Below are 18,279 nucleotides of genomic sequence, written 5' to 3' on the forward strand. Positions count from 1 at the left end.
GCGGTCCGTGCGGTAACGGCTTTGTAACCTGCCGGCGAGACGGCCATTATGGCCTCAGATTGGGGGCTTTTCAGGTTGGCGTAAGGGATGTGTTTGGGCGAAATGTGTGGCCAGCAGGCTCAGCCCGATGGCGCCAAGCAGTCCCATGAGCCCTGCGAAGGGCAAAGCGCTCATCCCCTGGTGAACAATCGTCCAACCTCCCACGGTTGCACCGATAGCTTGGCCCGCGTACATGGCCGATGTGTTCAATGAAATAGAGGCCGATGCCAGCCAGGGTGCTTGTCCAGCCAATCGCGCCTGCTGTGCTGAGTTGGAAGAAAAGCCTCCCAGGCCCCAAAAACACAGTGCAACAGCCATCCCCGCAGCGGTTGAGACCCCAGGAGCGATCAGCAGGCACAGGCACATGAAAGACAATGAAATCAAGATGCAGCGAGAAGCCCCGATGCGGTCAATGAAGCGTGACAGCAGCGCATTGCCGATAAAACCCATGCTGCCATAGGCCAACAGCATCAGGCTGAACTCGGACGGGCTGACATCAAAGCGCTCTTTGACATAGGGCGCCAGGTAGCTGAAAAGCACAAACTGGCCGGCAGCAAACATCATGGTGACACTCAATGTGACCCAGATGGTGCGTGAGGACAGTGTCTGCCGCCAGGCAGCAGTTGACAGGGCTGGGGGCAAGACTTTGGCTGGCATTTGCCGCCACAGCCAAGCAGCACCGAGCAAGGACAACGCGGCAATCAGGCCCATGGACCAACGCCAGCCGTAGTGTCCGCCGATCCAGGCTCCCAATGGCATGCCCAGCACCGAAGCCACAGACCACCCCAAAAACACGAAGGTCATGGCCTGGCCTCTTTGTTGCTCCTTGACCAGCAATCCAATGCAAGAGGCCGCCTGCGGTGTGAAGATGGCTGCGGCCACCATGGCCATGGCGCGAAAGCCGAGCAGGCTGTAAAAGCCCGGCGCCAGTGCCGCCAGAAGATGCCAAAGACCGTACCAAAGCAAACTGCCCACCAAGAGTTTGCGACGGTCCCAACCGGCCACAACGGCGGCCAACAGCGGGGCGCCAAAGCAGACGAGCAAGGCGCTGCTGGAGATCAATTGGCCAGCCGTGCTGACCGATACCCAAAGAGAGGCGACGATGTCGTTGAGGGTGCCGGCGGCCATCATGACGCCGGTGCCGATCACCACGTTGCCAAACATCATGGGCCAAAGGACTTGGGGCAGTCGCTGGCGCATGCGCGAACCGGTGTTCAAAACTCAGCGCCTGACTTGCAAAGCGCCAGGGTTGACGATGTTGGTGGGTGTGCCTTTGATGAAATTCACCACATTGTCAAAGGCCGCTCCAAAATACATCTCGTAGCTGTCTTTCTCGACGTACCCGATGTGCGGTGTGCAAATGCAGTTTTCCAGTCGCAGCAAGGCTGAACCTTGCAAGATGGGTTCGGATTCGAACACGTCGATCGCAGCCAGGCCTGGGTGGCCACGGTTCAAAGCGCTGATCAAGGCATTGGATTCGATCAGTTCAGCGCGGGATGTGTTCACAAACAAAGCCGTGGGCTTCATCAGACTCAGATCGTCTGCTTTCACGATGCCGGTGGTGGTTTCATTCAGACGCAGGTGAATACTCAAAATATCCGATTCTTCAAAAAAGGCTTCTCTGCTGCTGGATGCCTCAAAGCCATCTCGCGCGGCACGAACCCGCGATTCGTCAGACCCCCATATTTTCACTGTCATGCCAAAAGCTTTGCCGTAGCCTGCGACCAGTTGGCCGATCTTGCCGTAACCCCAAATGCCCAAGGTTTTGCCTTTGAGCACAGTGCCCAAACCAAAGTTGGCCGGCATGGCGCTGGATTTGAGACCAGATTGTTGCCAAGCACCATGCTTGAGGTTGCTGATGTACTGGGGCAAACGGCGAGAGGCGGCCATGATCAAGGCCCAGGTCAACTCAGCCGGTGCCACGGGAGAACCCACGCCTTCAGCCACAGCCACACCTCGTTCAGTGCAGGCTGCCAGGTCGATGTGACTGCCAACGCGACCGGTTTGTGCAATCAATTTGAGTTTGGGGAGTTTTTCCACCAAGGCTCGGTTGATGTCGGTGCGGTCACGGTTGAGCACGATCACATCGGCGTCCTTCAGGCGCACCGACAGCTGACCGATGCCTTTGATGGTGTTGGTGTAAACCTTGGCTGGGAAGGCTTCAAGCTTGCTAGCGCAGTCCAGTTTGCGGACCGCATCCTGGTAGTCGTCGAGGATCACAATGTTCATCCCTCCATTGTGCCTTGCGCTGAAGGTGGGCAAGTGGTCTGATCAGACCATTTGCTGAATTCTTGCCTTGAAGTTCTGCCCCATGCCCTGGGGCAGAACGCTCAGCTTGGGTCCGGGCAGCCTTTGCGCCGTCAAAGAGCGTTCAATGGCGGCCTTGTGCAGCTTCCATGGCCACCAATCGGTCCAACTCTGCACAGACATCGGCCATGCGACCTGAGATCACCATGCGGCCGGCGCAGTCGGAACGTGGTTCTGATTCGGCCACCCGCAACACGCGCAATGTCGGGGCTTGGGCTACAGGCTTTTTGGCTGCAAGGACGCCGGCCATGGTGGGGCAGTTGGGGCGGCGCACCGTCCAGGCCGGGTGTACGCGAACAGCTGGCCGCTGGCGTGGAGCGGGGGCAGCACGGTGAAACGAAGTCAGTCCTTGAAACAGACCTGAAAGAGCAAGAAGAGCGATTCCCATGTGAAACCTTTCAAAAGCATGGAGGTTGGACACAGGCAGGATTGCTGAAAAAGCCAATTGCATCAGGGCTGTTGGTTCAAACCGTCAGCGCCCGCCACCTGGTGCAATGGCCGTCGGAAAAGGGCCTTACATGAGCAAGGTGTTGCGGATCAAACCCACGGCCAGGCCTTCGATGTCGAAGGGTTCTTCGGGGTTGACCACGATGGTCTGGTAATCGGGGTTTTCGGGCAGCAATTCGATGCCGTGGGCCGTTTTGCGCAAACGCTTGACGGTGACTTCTTCGCCCAGGCGGGCCACCACGATTTGACCGTTGCGCACGTCTTTGGTGGATTTGACGGCCAGCAAATCGCCGTCCATGATGCCTGCGTCGCGCATGGACATGCCGCGCACACGCAAGAGGTAATCGGGTTGTTCGCTGAACAGGGTGCTTTCGACTTGGTAGGTTCGGTCCACATGCTCTTGGGCGAGAATGGGTGAACCGGCGGCCACGCGTCCGATCAGTGGCAAACTCAGTTGGGCCAGGCCGGGCAGGGTGAGGCTGAACAGATCGGACGGGGCCCGCAGGCTGCTGCGTGAACCGCCCTTGAGACGAATGCCGCGCGAGGTGCCGCTGACCAGTTCGATGGCGCCTTTGCGGGCCAAGGCCTTCAGGTGCTCTTCTGCAGCATTGGCCGACTTGAAGCCCAAAACGTTGGCGATCTCAGCCCGAGTGGGTGGCGCGCCGGTGTTGGCAATGGTGCTCTGGATGAGTTCCAGAATTTCTTGCTGCCGGGGCGTGAGTTTGGGGCTGTCGATCATGGCGTCTTCCTTGAGAAGTGGGGTGAAACTGTTTTTTCATCCAGTGACTGTATTTTTAACCAGTTTTTGGGGCTGTGCAAGTGGGTCAGGCAAAAAAAATTGAAAAAGTGGTTGTTTTGGGCACAGGCGGCACCATTGCTGGCACTGCCGCCAGCGCCTCAGAGCAGGTGGCCTACACCGCAGCTCAGCTGGGCGTGGCGCAGCTGACGGCCGCATTGCCAGACCTTGAAAACCTGTTGAATGGCCGGCAGTTGGTGCTCGAGCAGGTGGCCCAACTCGACAGCAAGGACATGGATCACGCCACGTGGCAGCTGTTGGCTCAACGTTGCGCGCATTGGCTGGCACAGCCTGATGTGGGCGCCTTGCTGATCACCCATGGCACCGACACCATCGAAGAAACCGCTTGGTTTTTGCAGGCGGTCTTGCACCCCCACAAACCCGTGGTGATGGTCTGCGCCATGCGCCCGGCCAGCTCTGACGAGGCCGATGGCCCGCAAAATTTACGCGATGCCTTCGCTGTGAGTGCTCAGGCCCAGGCCGCAGGCGTCAGTGTGGTGTGCGCGGGTCTGATCCACAGTGCCCGCCATGTTCAAAAAGTCCATCCTTACCGTTTGGATGCCTTCAGTTCGGGCGATGCCGGTCCTTGGGGCTGGGTGTCAGAGGGCCAGGTGTGTTGGTCTGCAACCCACAGCAAGGATGACGCCCCGAGCGACATCGATTTTTCAAAAGATTTTTTGGAAAATGATGTGAGCCATTGGCCCGTGGTGGATGTGGTGCTCAGCCATGCCGGTGCAAGTCGCCGCGTGGTGGATGCCTTGGTTCAGTCCGGCGTGGCAGGTTTGGTGGTGGCTGCTTCGGGCAATGGCACGGTGCACCACGCGGTGCAAGCCGCTTTAGAAGATGCACAGAAACAAGGCGTTCAAGTGCGAAGCAGCACGCGTTGCCAAGAGGGGCGAATTGTTGGCAAGCACTCGGCTTGGCCAGACATGGCGGGCTTGAGCCCACTGAAGGCACGCATCAGTTTGATGCTGGCCTTGCATCGCAAAACAGCGGTTTGAAGCGTGCACGCCATTGAAAAAGCCCGGCGAACCGGGCTTTGCAAGTGAGCGTTTGGGATCAGTTGGCCAGTGCTGCGAAAGCACGTGCGGTGATGTCTTCCACGCTGCCGGTGCCGCTGATGGCGCGGTACTTGGGGGCAGCGGCCGCATCGGCTTTGGCCCAGTTGGAGTAGTAGTCCACCAGGGGGCGGGTCTGAGCGCTGTACACATCGAGGCGCTTTTTCACGGTTTCTTCTTGGTCATCGGCGCGTTGAACCAAAGCCTCGCCGGTCACGTCGTCCATGCCTACCACCTTGGGTGGGTTGAACTTGAGGTGGTAAGTGCGGCCCGAAGCCGGGTGCGAGCGGCGGCCGCTCATGCGTTCAATGATGGCGTCAAAAGGCACGTCGATTTCGAGCACGTAGTCGAGCTTGACACCAGCCGCCTTCATGGCGTCGGCCTGAGGGATGGTGCGGGGGAAGCCGTCAAACAGGAAGCCGTTGGCGCAGTCGGCCTGGGCGATGCGTTCCTTGACCAGGTTGATGATCAGGTCGTCGCTGACCAGACCGCCGGACTCCATGACGGCTTTGGCTTGCAGACCCAAAGGGGTGCCTGCCTTGACGGCTGCGCGCAGCATGTCGCCGGTGGAGATTTGAGGGATGTTGTATTTCTGGCAAATGAAAGTGGCTTGTGTGCCCTTGCCGGCGCCGGGTGCGCCCAACAGAATCAGTCTCATGGGAAGTCCTTGTAGCTTGAAATTTTGGTGGTCAGGTGGGCCTGACGATTGTTCTTGAGAATATCACGCGAGCCTCAAAGCTGGCTTACGCCGCCAAAAGGGCGCGCACGCGGTCCAAATCTTCGGGGGTGTCCACGCCGGGGCCGGGGGCCTCATCGGTGATGTGCACGGCAATCCGGTGACCGTGCCACATGGCGCGCAACTGTTCCAGCGATTCCATGGTTTCGACGGGAGCCGGCGGCAACCGGGGAAACAGGCGCAAAAAGCCTGCCCGGTAGCCGTAAATGCCAACATGGCGCAGCGGTGCTGGGCTGGGCAAGCCCTTGAAGCCGCCCGGGGCCTGGCCATCACGCCACCACGGAATGGGCGCGCGGCTGAAATACAGGGCCATTTGCCGCGCGTCGAGCACCACTTTGACCACGTTGGGGTTGGTGAATTCTTCGAGCAGGGCAATCGCGTGGGCGGCCGTGCTCATGCTGGCTTCGGGCCGTTGCATCAGCAAATCGGCCACATCGTTGATCAGCACGGGGTGTATCAAGGGCTCATCGCCCTGGACATTCACCACCACGGCATCGTCGGCCAATTTCAGCAACTCACAAGCTTCGGCCAGACGATCGCTCCCACTGACGTGGTCTTGGCGCGTGAGCAGGGCCTGAATGCCATGGGCTTGGCAGGCTTGCACGATGCGTTCGTCATCGGCGGCCACCACGACGTGGCGGGCTTTGGACAGCAGGGCGCGTTGGGCCACACGCACCACCATGGGCAGGCCGGCAATGTCGGCCAGGGGTTTGTTAGGCAGGCGGCTCGAAGCCATGCGTGCCGGAATCACCACGGTGAATCCCGTGGGCAGAAGGGCATCTGTCATGGCTTGAACTCAGAGTGAGGGGCGATCGGCGGCCAGTTTGGCGATCTCTTCATCGCTCAAGGTGCGGGCTTCGTTTTCCAGCAGGATGGGAATGCCATGGCGCACGGGGTAGGCCAATCGGGCGCTGCGAGACAGCAGTTCTTGGCTCTCACGGTCGAAGTTCAAGGGGCCCTTGGTGACCGGGCAGACCAGCAGTTCAAGCAGTTTGGTATCCATGTGCCAATGATAACGGCCACAGCGGGGTGGCCGCTCGGCTGTCAGCGTTGGAGTCGCTGCGCCACCAAGGCGTCCAGCGCCTCCCAAAAGCGGCTTTCAGGGGACACCTGCAGAGGCACGGCCAATGCCGTGGGTTCGTGTGGCCACAGCTTGGCGGCGTCTTTTTCGGTGCACAGCCAGGTGCAGCCGGGTTCCGTGCTTTTCCAGTCGCTGTAGTCGTGGTGGTCAGGCAGGGCCAGGGTGGTGCTCAGTTGCAAACCGCTTTGGCGCAGCATTTCAAAGAAGGCTTCTGGCCTGGCCAGACCGGCCACGGCCTGTAGAGGCTGGTTTTTCAAGCAGGCCAGCGGCACTTCTTGGTCGTCGCAAGTCAGCGCATGGTCGGCCAATTGCCGGTGTGCCTGAAAGCCCCCTGTCACAGTCGATGACCCGGTGTGGACCAGCAAATCCACCGTCCGAGGCCAGGTTTCGCGCAGGGGGCCGGCTGGCAGCAGCCAGCCATTGCCAACACCGCGTTCGTCCATGACGCAAATTTCGATGTCGCGTGCCAGGGCCAAGTGTTGGAGCCCGTCGTCGCAAACCAGGACTTGCACATCGGGGTGGGCTTTGAGAAGTTCAAGCCCAGCCGCTGCACGCAAAGCCCCCACCCAGACGGGAGCCCCTGTGCTTTGGTGGATCAACAAGGGCTCATCGCCGACATCTTGCGGCAAGCTGTCAGCGGTCACGGCGCGGGTGTTGCGGGTTTGCCGTCCATGTCCACGTGAAATCACGCCCACACGCAAGCCCTGGGCCATCAGGTGTTTGACCAGCGCGATCGTCATGGGTGTTTTGCCCGCGCCGCCGGCCACCACATTGCCTACCACGATGACCAAGGCCGGCAGTCGGTGGGTGGGCGAAAGACCCAATCGGTAGGCCAGGTTTCGCAGCGCTGTCAACCCGCCATACAGCCAAGACAAAGGCCACAAGATCGAAGCGATCGGTCCGCGGCGAAGCCAAACCTGGGGCAGGTGCAGCCGAAACCAGTGGGACAGGTTCATGCCTTAGGGGCCCGAAGACTCACTGGACTGGGTTGCAAAAGTGATTTGCGATAAACCACTTTGACGCGCTGCTTCCATGGCATTGACCACCGATTGGTGGCTGGCCATGGCGTCAGCGCTGATCACCAAAGTGGCGTCTTTGGTGGCCAAGGGGATCAACAAGGCCGTCAAGGCACTGACCGAGCTGCCGCCTACGGGGGATTTGTTGATGGCGTATTGGCCTTGGGCCGTGACGCTCAAAATGATTTGGTTCGGGCGTTCGGTTTGTTTTTGGGCATCCGCCGACGGCAAGTTGAGGTTGATCTCGGTCAGTCGCGACCAACTGGTGGTCAACATCAAGAAAATCAGCACCACCAACAGCACGTCAATGAAAGGGATCAGGTTGATTTCGGGCTCAGGGGTTCGCCGATTTTTCTTGAAATTCACAATGCACTTTCTCAGTTGCGAAGTTGAACCACATGGCGTGCAAAACGCTCCGCTGAAACTTCAAGTGCCAGAAGGTGGCGATCCGCAATGCCCCTGAAATACCGCCAGAACATCAAGGTCGGAATGGCCACAATCAAGCCGAATGCCGTGTTGTACAAGGCCACGGAAATGCCATGCGCCAATTGAGCGGGTTGGTTGGCTGCGGGTGTGGATGCTCCAAAAATCTCAATCATGCCGACCACGGTGCCCAGCAAACCTAACAGTGGCGCCACGGAGGCAATCGTGCCCAAGGTGGGCAAATAACGCTCTAAGTGATGCGCAGCGATGCGGCCAGACATCTCCATGCTGGTTTTCACATCTTCATCGCTGGCTTGCGGATTTTTTTGAAGGCATCGCAATCCGCTGGCCAGCACCGGCCCCAAAAGGCCGGCACTCTCGAGCTGGTGCAGGCTTTCCTCACTTGGAAAACCGCGCCGTGTGGCCTCCATGGCTTGCTCCATCACCTTGGGGGGGAAGACCTTGTTGGTTTGCAACTGAAAAAGCCGCTCAAGGATCAATGCCACGGCCAAGATGGAGCACAGAATCAAAGGCCAGATGGGCCAACCTGCGGCTTGTATGATGGACAACAAAACAATTCCTTCCTGATGGACAAAGGTCGCAAACGTTTGAGATTATGGACGAAGGGGGCCGTCGAATTGTTCATGGCTGCAGTTCGGCCTGAAGACTCTTTTTTCTGTGGATAACTTTGTGCAAAACTTGTCTGCGAGAACAGGTTTGAATACTTGAGTTTCCTGTGGTTTATCAGGGTTTTCTCTGAATTTTCAAAAAATAACCAATTAAATCAATGACTTGGAGCGGTGGTGCGCGTGGTCCTGTTCGAAGTGTGCCGTTGAGTGCCGCTGCAGCTGACTTGTGGAGTACTGAGCCTTGCAGTGATGCCGCATGGCAATCAAAATGGTCTTCTAAACCCTATGAAATCGACATTGATGAGCAATTTTGACGAATTGAAGCCTCGTGCGTGGACAGTCTCTGCGCTGTGCCGCGCCGTGGCTGACAGTCTGGATGCTCAATTCAATCCTGTCGCGGTCCGCGGCGAAATTTCGGGCTTCTCACGCGCAGCCAGTGGTCATTGTTATTTCTCGATCAAGGATGACACCGGCCAAATCCGTTGCGCCATGTTCCGCCGTGCCGCCAGCCTGATGGGTTTTTCACCGCGAGATGGCGAGTTGGTGGAAGTCAGAGGCCGCCTGGGCGTCTACGAGGCCCGGGGCGACTTGCAATTGGTGGTCGAATCCATGGAGCGCGCAGGGCAGGGCGCTTTGTTCGAGCAGTTCTTGCGCCTCAAAGCCAAGCTTGAAGCCGAAGGCTTGTTCGATCCGATCCACAAACGTGCATTGCCTGAACAGCCTCGTGCCATTGGGGTGGTGACCTCCTTGGGCGCGGCCGCTTGGCACGATGTGATGACCGCCTTGCAGCGACGGGTGCCCCACATTCCGGTCTTGATGGCGCCAGCCCTGGTGCAAGGTGCCGGGGCCGCCGCCACTTTGGTGCAAGCCTTGCAGAACATGTACGCCCTGACCGCCGAAGACAACCCCCTTGCGCCGCCGGTGGATGTGATCTTGCTGGTGCGCGGCGGCGGCTCGATGGAGGACCTGTGGTCCTTCAACGACGAAAACCTGGCCCGGGTCATTGCTCAAAGTCCGGTGCCTGTGGTTTGTGGCGTGGGCCATGAAACCGACTTCACCATCGCCGACTTTGTGGCGGATGTGCGTGCCCCCACCCCCACCGCCGCCGCTGAGATGGCCGCTGCCGACCGCGGTGTGGCACTGCAAGCGCTGTCGGACCAGGAAAACCGGCTGAACCGCGGCTTGTTGCGCCAGCAAGACCGGCACGCTCAGCGTCTGGACAGTGTGGCCACGCGCTTGGGTGTGGGCTTGGCGCGTCAGCAAGACCGCCAGAGTCAGCGCTTGGCCGCTGTCGCTGCGCGGCTGAGTCGCCCGCAAGCGGTGCTGGGCCAACACGCCCAATGGCTCGATCGTTTGGCCAGTCGCTTGCAATCGGGTGTGCAAAGCCAGCTGACAGGCGGCGTTCACCGGTTGGAACGGCTCCATGACCGTTTGGGATTCAACCGAGGCCAGCAGCTTGCGCAACGTGCACAAGGCCTGGAGCGCGCCGCTTTGCGCCTGTCTTCGGTGGACCCGCACCGCGTGCTCGACCGTGGTTATGCCTGGCTCAGCGATGAAAACGGCCATGCGCTGACCAAGGCTGCGCAATTTCAGCCTGGGCAGAGCGTTCAGGCCACCTTGGCCGATGGCGAAGTGCCTTTGCTGGTGAAGGGTTGATGGGCATCGCCACCCATTGAACCGAGTCAGGGGCCGATGGCTGATTTCCGGGCGGATCCCCATGAAGCTGGGGGCACGGGCCCTGTGTAACGCGCTGGGAGGATGCCCCTCAGTGACCCGCAACACCAAGGGGGGATGCCCATGCCCCTAAAATGCACCGGTACAAGTTTTCAACCGCAACAACAAGAGGATCCCATCATGGAACACACCTTGCCCGCACTGCCTTACGCGATCGACGCTTTGGCCCCTCACTACAGCCAGGAAACATTGGAGTTCCACCACGGCAAGCACCATAACGCTTACGTCGTGAACCTGAACAACCTGCAAAAAGGCACCGAATTCGAGAACATGGGCCTCGAAGAAATCGTCAAGAAGTCCAGCGGTGGCGTGTACAACAACGCTGCCCAGATCTGGAACCACACCTTCTTCTGGAACTGCATGAAGCCCCAAGGCGGCGGTGAGCCCACAGGCGCACTGGCTGCAGCCATCAACGCCAAGTTTGGCAGCTACGCCGCGTTCAAAGAAGCCTTCGTCAAGAGCGCCGTGGGCAACTTCGGCTCGGGCTGGACATGGCTTGTGAAGAAAGCCGACGGCTCGGTGGACATCGTCAATATGGGCGCCGCTGGCACCCCTTTGACCACAGGCGACACCGCTTTGTTGACCGTCGATGTGTGGGAACACGCTTACTACATCGACTACCGCAACATGCGTCCCAAGTTCGTGGAGACTTTCCTGAACAACTTGGTGAACTGGTCGTTTGCTGAGAAGAACTTCGGCTGATCGAAGATTCCTTCACGTCAAAAAGCCCGCTGTGCGGGCTTTTTGTTTTTGGGGCCTTCTTCAAGGCTTGGAACGTTCATGCGCCGTGGGCGTGCGGGTGTTCAGGGTGCGGCCACTTCCACCATGATTTCATTGCGCCTGAACAGGGGCAATGTCCAAGGGGGGTCGTAACGTGACAGTTGCGGTGTGCCGATCACTTGGAGGGATTGTTGCTTGGCCCAGGCCAATGTCTCTTTGGTTTTCTCCTGCACCCGTGCCACGGTGTTGAAGCCCGAGTAACGGTGCACCACCATGTATTGGCGCGGCAGTTCGTGCAAGGTCACCGCACTGTTGTTGGGCTTGGGGATGTTGGCCATCGTGTAGCGGCGGGGCATCACGAAATGGATGCGCCATGTATGGGCTCCTGCAAGGCTGGTGTCGCCAGACTGCGGCTCGATGGTGACAGGGGCCGTCATCGCGATTTTGGCGGACTGGGGCGCCATGGTCACGGGTGCGGTCATGGCAATTTTGGCTGCTTGCCCTGTGTCTGCTGCCAGGTTGTTGCCAAAGATGTAATCGGCAATCAGGCGAAAGCCTTTGCTGCTCGCTGCGTCCATGTCGCCGTTGACCACGGCTTGGGCGATCAGGGTGGACGCGTAGTGCCTCAGCTCAAAAGGCGCTTGCGAGACGATCGTGTCGTAAGTCGGTTCTTCAATGGCCATGGCCGTTTCCGTTCCTAAAAGTCCAAGCAGCAAAGCGAGAAGGGTGTGTGAGTTCATGCGCATGAAGGCCATGGCTCCAGCAGTTGAGGAAAGATGGGTGGTCAAAACAGCGTTTAAAGCCAGAGCTCACGGTAAGCGCCGTCAGCGTCATAGTCCAGTACCTGCTTATCGGGATTGAAGCGCCTGGAGCCTCTGGGGTCGGTGCCTCGACCGCTGAGGTACAGCCAATTGCCTTGGTTGTTGTAAACGTCAAAGTCAATCAGTTGCGATTCAAACCAAGCGGCACCCGCACGCCAGTCGCAGCGCAGGTCATGAATCAAGTAACTGGCCAAGTTTTGCCGCAGGCGGTTGGATGTGTAGCCTGTGGCGTTGAGTTCGCGCATGCCCGCGTCAATCAGTGCATGGCCCGTTTGGCCAGTGCGCCAGCGCTCAAAGCCGCGGGCATTGTTCTCGCGTGGCTGGATTGGCGCGTCCGACAAGCCGCGCCGCCGATACATGCGCTCACCGTGCTTGAGGTGAAGCCATCTGAAGTGGTCACGCCAGAGCAACTCAAATCCGATCCAATAGGTGCTTTCAGTGGCGCCTTGCTGCGACTCAAAGGCTTGGATAGCGGCCCAAGCCTGACGCGCAGACAAGGCTCCGGTGGCCAACCAAGGTGACCACTTGGTGGAGTAGTCGGACCCGTAAAGCCCATTGCGGGTGGCTTTGTAGCTGTGTGGCAAACCACGGCTGCAGTACTGCACGAGGTGGGCCAGTGCCGAACGCTCACCACCATGAAACTCAGCTTGTGACCAAGGGAACGCCGATCGTGGGTCACTCAGTGGGGCGCAGGTGCTCGGGACGACAGAGAGCGCCGCCAGTGCTTCGATGGATGCTTGCTCGGGCAGAGCGGGCATGGCTTGGACCCTTGGTACGGGTTTGGCCGGCGTGAACGGGTGGCGCTCGACTTCGCGCCGAAATGAAGAAAACGTATCGGGCACATCGTGCGGCGCAAAGGGCAATTGATCGGGCGCCATCAAGGTGGATTGCCAAACCGCTTGGACATCGAGTCCGCACTTTTTCAAGCCTTGGATGTGCGCTTGCTCATAGGGCGCCGCAATGTCTTCGCACACCAGTGTGCTGGCGTTCAGTTGCGTCATGAGCGCACGCAACACCTCGATCGGTTCGCCACTCAGTTGCAGCAATTGGCTACCGAGCGCGAGCAACTGCTGCGCCACATCTTGGACCGCCATCGCGGTCCAGGCCAAGCGGTGGTCGCTTGTGCGCACAAAACCCCAAGGGCTGGTCAGTTGCAGCGCGTTGTCGTGCACATACACCGGCAGCAGCCAAGTGCGGCGCTGCACAGCCAGCGCAATGGCTTGTTGAAGGGCGGGGTTGTCGTGCAGTCTCAGGTCGTTTCTGAACCAAAAAACAACGCCCGAACTGGCTTGAGAAGGCTTCATAGTGGACTTGTTTCGCAAGGTCTTGCCGAAGGGGGTGCGCACATGTTCCCTCAAACCCATGTCCTCCTGCTCAAACTGGGCATTTGAGTAGAGTTTGCGTAGATTGAGGGTTGAAAATTTGACCTGAAGGGCTGGTGGCCCCGCTGCAAGAGATTTGTCGGCAAAAATCACCGTCAATGACTTTCGCGCATGCACTCAAAACCTTGGCGTTCAACGCGATCGGCGGGCGTGTACGTGCCATCACGGGCTCCAAGGCGACGCTGGACGACTTTGCCAGCCCTGCAGGCGATGTGGGTCTGTTTGGCCCGCAGTCCATGGCCTGGCGGGTGCACGCCCATTTCACCGCCATGATGGTGGGCGGCTTGTCCTCGCTCATGGTGCAGTCCTTGCATCCGCGTGCTCTGGCGGCGGTGTGGGATCACTCTGACTTTCGCCATCATCTCAAAGCTCGCTTGGGCCGGACAGCCTATTTCGTCGCGGCCACCACCTATGGCAGTCAAGAAATGGCACTGAAAGCCATTGGCCAGGTCAATGCCATCCACGCCAACATTCGTGGCATCGACCTGCAGGGCCAGCCTTACGTGGCCAATGAGCCCGAGCTCATTCGGTGGGTGCACTTGGTTGAGGTGGCTTCGTTCTTGGGGGCCTACCAACACTTGGCCAGGCAGCCGCTGTCGCCGCGAGAGTGTGACCAATACATTTCAGAAATGACCCAAGTGGGGCATTTGTTGGGTGCAGTGGACTTGCCTGTGACCTATGCCCGCACGCAATCCGAGTTGAGGGGTTTTGCGGAGGTGCTCCGTTTTGATGCGCGTGCCCGAGAAATTTTGGATGTCATTCAGACCTACCCCACCGCTTTGCACGACAAACCCTGGATGACGCTGGTCTTGCAATGCGCTTTTGATCTCATGCCGCCTTGGGTGTTGGCGTTGATGGGCAAATCACCTGCTTGCGAGGTGCAGTGGCATGCCACCCGTTTGGCGGTGCAACTGTCGGCTGAACCGGTGCAGTGGATGCTCAACGAGCAAGGTGTATCCGCCATTGCCCGCAAACGTGTGCAGGCACAAACGGGCAGTTGAAAAGTTCGGCCAGTCGCGCCGCACAGGAGCTCCCCGGCCCAGATGATGGGCCAGGGGTGAGTTCTTCCGCACAGCGTCAGCGAATCATCATCCCGCCATCGGCCACGATGGTTTGTCCTGTGACGTACTGCCCTGCGGGGCTGGCCAAGAACACCGCCACGCCGCCAATGTCGTCGGGCTCGCCCATGCGGCGCAGGGGGGTCTCGTTGTTGTACTTCGTGCTCAGGACCGGGTCTTCGTGCAAGGCTTTGGCAAAGTCGGTCTTGATCAAGCCCGGTGCCACGCAGTTCACGCGGATGTTGTCGGGGCCCCATTCGACGGCCAGATTGCGCGCCAGTTGCATGTCGGCGGCTTTGGAGATGTTGTAGGCGCCAATCACGGCCGAGCCATGCAAACCGCCAATCGACGAGATGATCACGATGGCGCCGTCTTTTTGGGCTTTCATGTCGGGGTAGACCATGTTGCACAGCCAGGTGTTGGACAGCACGTTGTTGCGCATGACTTTGTCGAACACCTCATCGCTCATGCCCGTGGCGGGGCCGTAATAGGGGTTGGTGGCCGCATTGCACACCAAAATGTCGATCGAGCCCCAAGCCGCACGGGTCTGCTCGATCAGGTTTTGCAGCTGTTCTTTGCTGGAGATGCTGGCGGCAATCGCCATGGCTTCTCCGCCTGCGGCCTGGATCTCTTTGACCACGGCCTCACAGGCGTCTTGTTTGCGGCTTGAAACGACCACTTTGGCGCCTTGCTTGGCCAGTTGGTGCGCAATCGATCGGCCAATGCCTCGGCTGGAGCCGGTGACGATGGCGACTTTGCCTTTGAGATTGAACAGCGACATGAAAAGGTCTCCTTGTTGAATGCTTGGCAGTCTGCCCGTGCGCGCTGCAAGTGTCTGTCTTGCGGGTGTCAGTCGCTTGGCATGGGCCTGCAGGGTCATCGGCCACAATCGGATGGATACCCTGAACGTGTGAGGTGGCTGTGGAACAAATCGATGCGGTTGTGATCGGGGCCGGCGTGGTCGGCTTGGCTGTGGGGCGGGCGCTGGCGCTGGCGGGCTACGAGGTCATGGTGCTGGAATCCGAAAACGCGATCGGCACGGGCACCAGTTCGCGCAACAGCGAGGTCATCCACGCGGGTATTTATTACCCTGCAGGCTCGCTCAAAGCGCGCCTGTGCGTACAAGGCAAGGGTCTGCTGTACGCCTACTGTGCCGAGCGCGGCGTCGCTCACCAGCGGCTGGGCAAGCTGATCGTGGCCACTCGCCCTGAGCAGGTTCAGGCGCTGGACAGCATCGTGGCCAAGGCGGCAGCCAACGGTGTTCACGATTTGCAAAAAATCACGGCTGCTCAGGCCAAAGCATTGGAGCCCGCACTGGCCTGCGAAGCGGCGTTGCTCTCGCCAAGCACGGGTGTGGTGGACAGCCACGGCCTGATGCTCAGCCTGCAAGGTGACATGGAGAACGCAGGCGGTTTGCTGGCGCTGGTTTCGCCCGTGCAGCACATCGGACTCCAGCACGGCACCGCCACACACCCGATCCGCGTGACCACACAAGACGGTACCGAGTTGGCTTGCAAAGTGCTGGTCAACGCCGCTGGCTTGAACGCCGTGGCGTTGGCGCGGGGTATGGACGGGTTGGATCACAACCTGCTGCCGCACGCGCATTACGCCAAAGGCAACTATTTCACGCTGGCGGGCAAGGCGCCCTTTTCGCGGCTGATTTACCCCGTGCCCGAAGCGGCCGGGTTGGGCGTGCACCTGACGCTTGATTTGGGTGGTCAGGCCAAATTTGGGCCAGACGTGCAATGGGTTGATGACCCTTCAGACTTGCAAGTGGACCCGCGCCGGGGCGATGCTTTTTATGCCGAGGTTCGCAAGTACTGGCCTGATTTGGCCGATGGGGCTTTGCAAGCCGGTTACGCGGGCATGCGCCCCAAGATCAATGCCCCTGACGAGGTGGCTGCTGACTTCATGATCCAGGGCCCGTCCGAGCACGGCGTGCCTGGTCTGGTGAACCTGCTGGGCATCGAGTCGCCAGGCTTGACCAGTTCGTTGGCGATCGCCGAAGAGGTTTGCGCACGCCTGGCCTGATCGCTTTTGGGACAGTGCAGTGTGTCTGGGCGCGCCTATCATCACGCGCATGCACCCTTTCGACGAAGCCATTGACCTGCACGCCTGTGCCGTCCACAACGCACCCCACGAATTCACAGGCGCGACCCATCCGGCCTACGCCAACATGGTCGGGCCTTTTGGTGGCACCACCTCGGCGCAGTTGCTGCAGTCGGCCATGCTGCACCCCGAGCGCCTGGGCGAGCCGGTGGCGCTCACGGTCAACTTTGCGGCCCCGGTGGCCGATGGGCGCATCCGGTTTGTGGCGCGGCCTGTGCGCACCAACCGCTCGACCCAGCACTGGATCATCGAAGCCCACCAAGCCGATGGCGTGGTGGCCACCGCTACGGCGGTGTTTGCCGTGCGGCGCGAGACCTGGTCGGATGTGGAGGCCGTGATGCCTGCCAATGTGCCTGCACCTGAAGCCATGCCCCGCATGCCCGTGAAGGGCATGCCCGCTTGGCCACAGCGTTACGACATGCGTTTTGTCGAAGGCGCTTTTCCTTCGGCTTTCGACGAACAAGAGCAAACCCACTCGCGCTCCACCCTTTGGGTGCGTGATGAACCCGAGCGGCCGATGGACTTCGCCTCGCTCGCAGCCATCAGCGACAGCTTTTTCCCGCGCATCTTCGTCCGGCGCCGCCGCCGCGCCTTGATTGGCACGGTCTCTCTCACCACCTATTTCCACGCCGACAGCGCCTTGCTTGCGCAGGTGGGCACGCGCCACGTGCTGGGCGTGGCCAAAGCCCTGAATTACCGCCACGGCTATTTCGACCAGACGGGCGAACTCTGGAGTCCCGAAGGCCAACTGCTGGCGAGCACGCACCAGCTGGTGTATTTCAAGGACTGAGCGCACGGGGCTTGGCCTGTAGCCCCAGGGCTTTTTGCTTCAACGCTTCATTTGCTGCAGTGCGCTTGCCACTTGCGTGACCAGCGCTGGGCCTTGGTAGATCAGGCCCGTGTAGATCTGCACCACGTCGGCACCGGCTTCGATTTTGGCGATCGCGTCGTGGCCACTGAGGATGCCGCCCACACCGATGATGGGGAAGTCCTTGCCCAAAGCTGCACGCAGCTGGCGGATCACGCGGTTGCTGCCCTCAAAAACTGGTGCCCCTGAAAGACCACCGGTTTCTTCGGCATGCGGCAACCCTGTCACTGCGCCGCGGGCCAGCGTGGTGTTGGTGGCGATCACGCCGTCCATGCCGTGTTTTTGCAAAGTGGCGGCGATCACGCTCACTTGCATCTCGTCCAGATCGGGTGCGATTTTGAGGAACATGGGCACGCGGCGACCATGTTCTGCGGCCAGCTCTTCGCGTCGTGCGACCAAGGTACCCAGCAGGCCATCCAGCGCTTCATCGCTTTGCAGCGCACGCAGGTTCTTGGTGTTGGGGCTGGAGATGTTCACCGTCACATAGTCGGCATGCGGGTACACGCCCGCCAGCGCAATCAGGTAATCGTCAGTGGCGTTTTCAATGGGCGTGGCGGCGTTTTTGCCGATGTTCAAGCCCAGCAGTCGGCCTTGCTGGCGGAACTTGGAACGTTTGACGTTGGCGATGAAGGCATCCAGCCCATCGTTGTTGAAGCCCAGACGGTTGATCAGCGCATTGGCTTCAGGCAGGCGGAACATGCGGGGCTTGGGATTGCCCGGCTGCGCCTTGGGGGTGACAGTGCCGACTTCGACAAAGCCAAAGCCCATGGCGCCCAGGCCGTCGATACAGCGGGCGTTTTTATCGAGGCCAGCGGCCAGGCCCACGCGGTTGGGGAATTGCAAACCGGCCAGCGTGATGGGCTGGGCCACAAAGGGCTGGCGGTAGACGCGGTCCAGCGGTGTGTTCTGGGTGCGGGCCAGACCCTCGATGGTCAGTTCGTGGGCCTCTTCGGGGTCCATCTTGAACAAAAAGGAGCGGGCGAGGGCGTAAGGGATCAGGGACATTGGATAATTCCGGTCATCGAAGGCTTTGAAGACATGGGTCCCATTGTCTC

20 protein-coding genes are annotated in these 18,279 nt (G+C 59.8%); 6 read left to right on the forward strand and 14 right to left on the reverse strand.

Features of this window, described 5'->3' with window-relative positions:
* Positions 1 to 54: 54 nt before the first annotated feature.
* The 4 genes from QLQ16_RS05950 to lexA all read right to left on the reverse strand — a co-directional run bounded on the left by QLQ16_RS05950 (position 55) and on the right by lexA (position 3,532).
* On the reverse strand, positions 55 to 1,257 hold the full coding sequence (locus QLQ16_RS05950) for an MFS transporter (protein WP_283223772.1): 1,203 nt from the start codon (positions 1,255 to 1,257) through the stop codon (positions 55 to 57).
* A 3-nt stretch (positions 1,258 to 1,260) separates the two neighbouring features.
* On the reverse strand, positions 1,261 to 2,268 hold the full coding sequence (locus QLQ16_RS05955; protein WP_283223773.1) for a D-2-hydroxyacid dehydrogenase family protein: 1,008 nt from the start codon (positions 2,266 to 2,268) through the stop codon (positions 1,261 to 1,263).
* Between the two features lie 142 nt (positions 2,269 to 2,410).
* The gene (locus tag QLQ16_RS05960; protein ID WP_283223774.1) at positions 2,411 to 2,596 is read right to left on the reverse strand and encodes a hypothetical protein; all 186 of its coding nucleotides are present in this window, start codon (positions 2,594 to 2,596) and stop codon (positions 2,411 to 2,413) included.
* Positions 2,597 to 2,860: 264 nt separating this feature from the next.
* On the reverse strand, positions 2,861 to 3,532 hold the full coding sequence (gene lexA, locus QLQ16_RS05965; protein ID WP_283223775.1) for a transcriptional repressor LexA: 672 nt from the start codon (positions 3,530 to 3,532) through the stop codon (positions 2,861 to 2,863).
* Positions 3,533 to 3,639: 107 nt separating this feature from the next.
* Between lexA and QLQ16_RS05970 the strand changes: the two genes are divergently transcribed.
* Positions 3,640 to 4,590, forward strand: a complete 951-nt coding sequence (locus QLQ16_RS05970; protein WP_283223776.1) for an asparaginase — start codon at positions 3,640 to 3,642, stop codon at positions 4,588 to 4,590.
* Positions 4,591 to 4,648: 58 nt separating this feature from the next.
* Here QLQ16_RS05970 and adk read toward each other — a convergent pair whose 3' ends face one another.
* The 6 genes from adk to QLQ16_RS06000 all read right to left on the reverse strand — a co-directional run bounded on the left by adk (position 4,649) and on the right by QLQ16_RS06000 (position 8,475).
* The gene (gene adk / locus QLQ16_RS05975) at positions 4,649 to 5,305 is read right to left on the reverse strand and encodes an adenylate kinase (protein WP_283223777.1); all 657 of its coding nucleotides are present in this window, start codon (positions 5,303 to 5,305) and stop codon (positions 4,649 to 4,651) included.
* 85 nt (positions 5,306 to 5,390) lie between these two features.
* Entirely contained in the window at positions 5,391 to 6,170 is a 780-nt protein-coding gene (kdsB, locus tag QLQ16_RS05980; RefSeq protein WP_283223778.1) for a 3-deoxy-manno-octulosonate cytidylyltransferase, read from the reverse strand.
* Between the two features lie 9 nt (positions 6,171 to 6,179).
* Entirely contained in the window at positions 6,180 to 6,386 is a 207-nt protein-coding gene (locus QLQ16_RS05985) for a Trm112 family protein (protein WP_283223779.1), read from the reverse strand.
* Between the two features lie 41 nt (positions 6,387 to 6,427).
* The gene (gene lpxK / locus QLQ16_RS05990; protein ID WP_283223780.1) at positions 6,428 to 7,420 is read right to left on the reverse strand and encodes a tetraacyldisaccharide 4'-kinase; all 993 of its coding nucleotides are present in this window, start codon (positions 7,418 to 7,420) and stop codon (positions 6,428 to 6,430) included.
* Between the two features lie 3 nt (positions 7,421 to 7,423).
* The gene (locus QLQ16_RS05995; RefSeq protein WP_283223781.1) at positions 7,424 to 7,846 is read right to left on the reverse strand and encodes an ExbD/TolR family protein; all 423 of its coding nucleotides are present in this window, start codon (positions 7,844 to 7,846) and stop codon (positions 7,424 to 7,426) included.
* 11 nt (positions 7,847 to 7,857) lie between these two features.
* Positions 7,858 to 8,475, reverse strand: a complete 618-nt coding sequence (locus QLQ16_RS06000; protein WP_283223782.1) for a MotA/TolQ/ExbB proton channel family protein — start codon at positions 8,473 to 8,475, stop codon at positions 7,858 to 7,860.
* A 357-nt stretch (positions 8,476 to 8,832) separates the two neighbouring features.
* Between QLQ16_RS06000 and xseA the strand changes: the two genes are divergently transcribed.
* Both xseA and QLQ16_RS06010 read left to right on the forward strand, forming a co-directional pair.
* Positions 8,833 to 10,188: an exodeoxyribonuclease VII large subunit gene (gene xseA / locus QLQ16_RS06005; protein ID WP_283223783.1), complete on the forward strand. Its 1,356-nt coding sequence runs from the start codon at positions 8,833 to 8,835 to the stop codon at positions 10,186 to 10,188.
* Positions 10,189 to 10,386: 198 nt separating this feature from the next.
* On the forward strand, positions 10,387 to 10,968 hold the full coding sequence (locus QLQ16_RS06010; RefSeq protein ID WP_283223784.1) for a superoxide dismutase: 582 nt from the start codon (positions 10,387 to 10,389) through the stop codon (positions 10,966 to 10,968).
* A 101-nt stretch (positions 10,969 to 11,069) separates the two neighbouring features.
* Here QLQ16_RS06010 and QLQ16_RS06015 read toward each other — a convergent pair whose 3' ends face one another.
* Both QLQ16_RS06015 and QLQ16_RS06020 read right to left on the reverse strand, forming a co-directional pair.
* Positions 11,070 to 11,669: an SOUL family heme-binding protein gene (locus QLQ16_RS06015; protein WP_283223785.1), complete on the reverse strand. Its 600-nt coding sequence runs from the start codon at positions 11,667 to 11,669 to the stop codon at positions 11,070 to 11,072.
* 113 nt (positions 11,670 to 11,782) lie between these two features.
* Positions 11,783 to 13,111, reverse strand: coding sequence for a DASH family cryptochrome (locus QLQ16_RS06020; protein ID WP_283223786.1), 1,329 nt, complete (start codon positions 13,109 to 13,111; stop codon positions 11,783 to 11,785).
* A gap of 176 nt (positions 13,112 to 13,287) precedes the next feature.
* On the opposite strand from QLQ16_RS06020, the gene QLQ16_RS06025 reads away from it, so the two are divergent.
* On the forward strand, positions 13,288 to 14,190 hold the full coding sequence (locus QLQ16_RS06025) for an oxygenase MpaB family protein (protein WP_283223787.1): 903 nt from the start codon (positions 13,288 to 13,290) through the stop codon (positions 14,188 to 14,190).
* Between the two features lie 76 nt (positions 14,191 to 14,266).
* Here the strand turns inward: QLQ16_RS06025 and QLQ16_RS06030 are convergent, their stop codons facing one another.
* The gene (locus QLQ16_RS06030; RefSeq protein ID WP_283223788.1) at positions 14,267 to 15,028 is read right to left on the reverse strand and encodes an SDR family NAD(P)-dependent oxidoreductase; all 762 of its coding nucleotides are present in this window, start codon (positions 15,026 to 15,028) and stop codon (positions 14,267 to 14,269) included.
* 140 nt (positions 15,029 to 15,168) lie between these two features.
* Here QLQ16_RS06030 and QLQ16_RS06035 point away from each other — a divergent pair, with 140 nt between their 5' ends.
* Together QLQ16_RS06035 and QLQ16_RS06040 are read left to right on the forward strand one after the other, a co-directional pair.
* Positions 15,169 to 16,278, forward strand: a complete 1,110-nt coding sequence (locus QLQ16_RS06035; protein ID WP_283223877.1) for an NAD(P)/FAD-dependent oxidoreductase — start codon at positions 15,169 to 15,171, stop codon at positions 16,276 to 16,278.
* Positions 16,279 to 16,327: 49 nt separating this feature from the next.
* The gene (locus tag QLQ16_RS06040) at positions 16,328 to 17,146 is read left to right on the forward strand and encodes an acyl-CoA thioesterase (protein ID WP_283223789.1); all 819 of its coding nucleotides are present in this window, start codon (positions 16,328 to 16,330) and stop codon (positions 17,144 to 17,146) included.
* Positions 17,147 to 17,185: 39 nt separating this feature from the next.
* On the opposite strand, the gene QLQ16_RS06045 is transcribed toward QLQ16_RS06040, so the two are convergent.
* Positions 17,186 to 18,229 carry a quinone-dependent dihydroorotate dehydrogenase gene (locus QLQ16_RS06045; RefSeq protein WP_283223790.1) on the reverse strand — a complete coding sequence of 348 codons (1,044 nt, stop codon included), beginning with the start codon at positions 18,227 to 18,229 and terminating at the stop codon, positions 17,186 to 17,188.
* Positions 18,230 to 18,279: the final 50 nt, after the last annotated feature.

It is taken from the genome of Limnohabitans lacus, assembly GCF_030053395.1.
In the GTDB taxonomy this organism is placed as follows: Bacteria; Pseudomonadota; Gammaproteobacteria; order Burkholderiales; family Burkholderiaceae_C; genus Limnohabitans_A; species Limnohabitans_A lacus.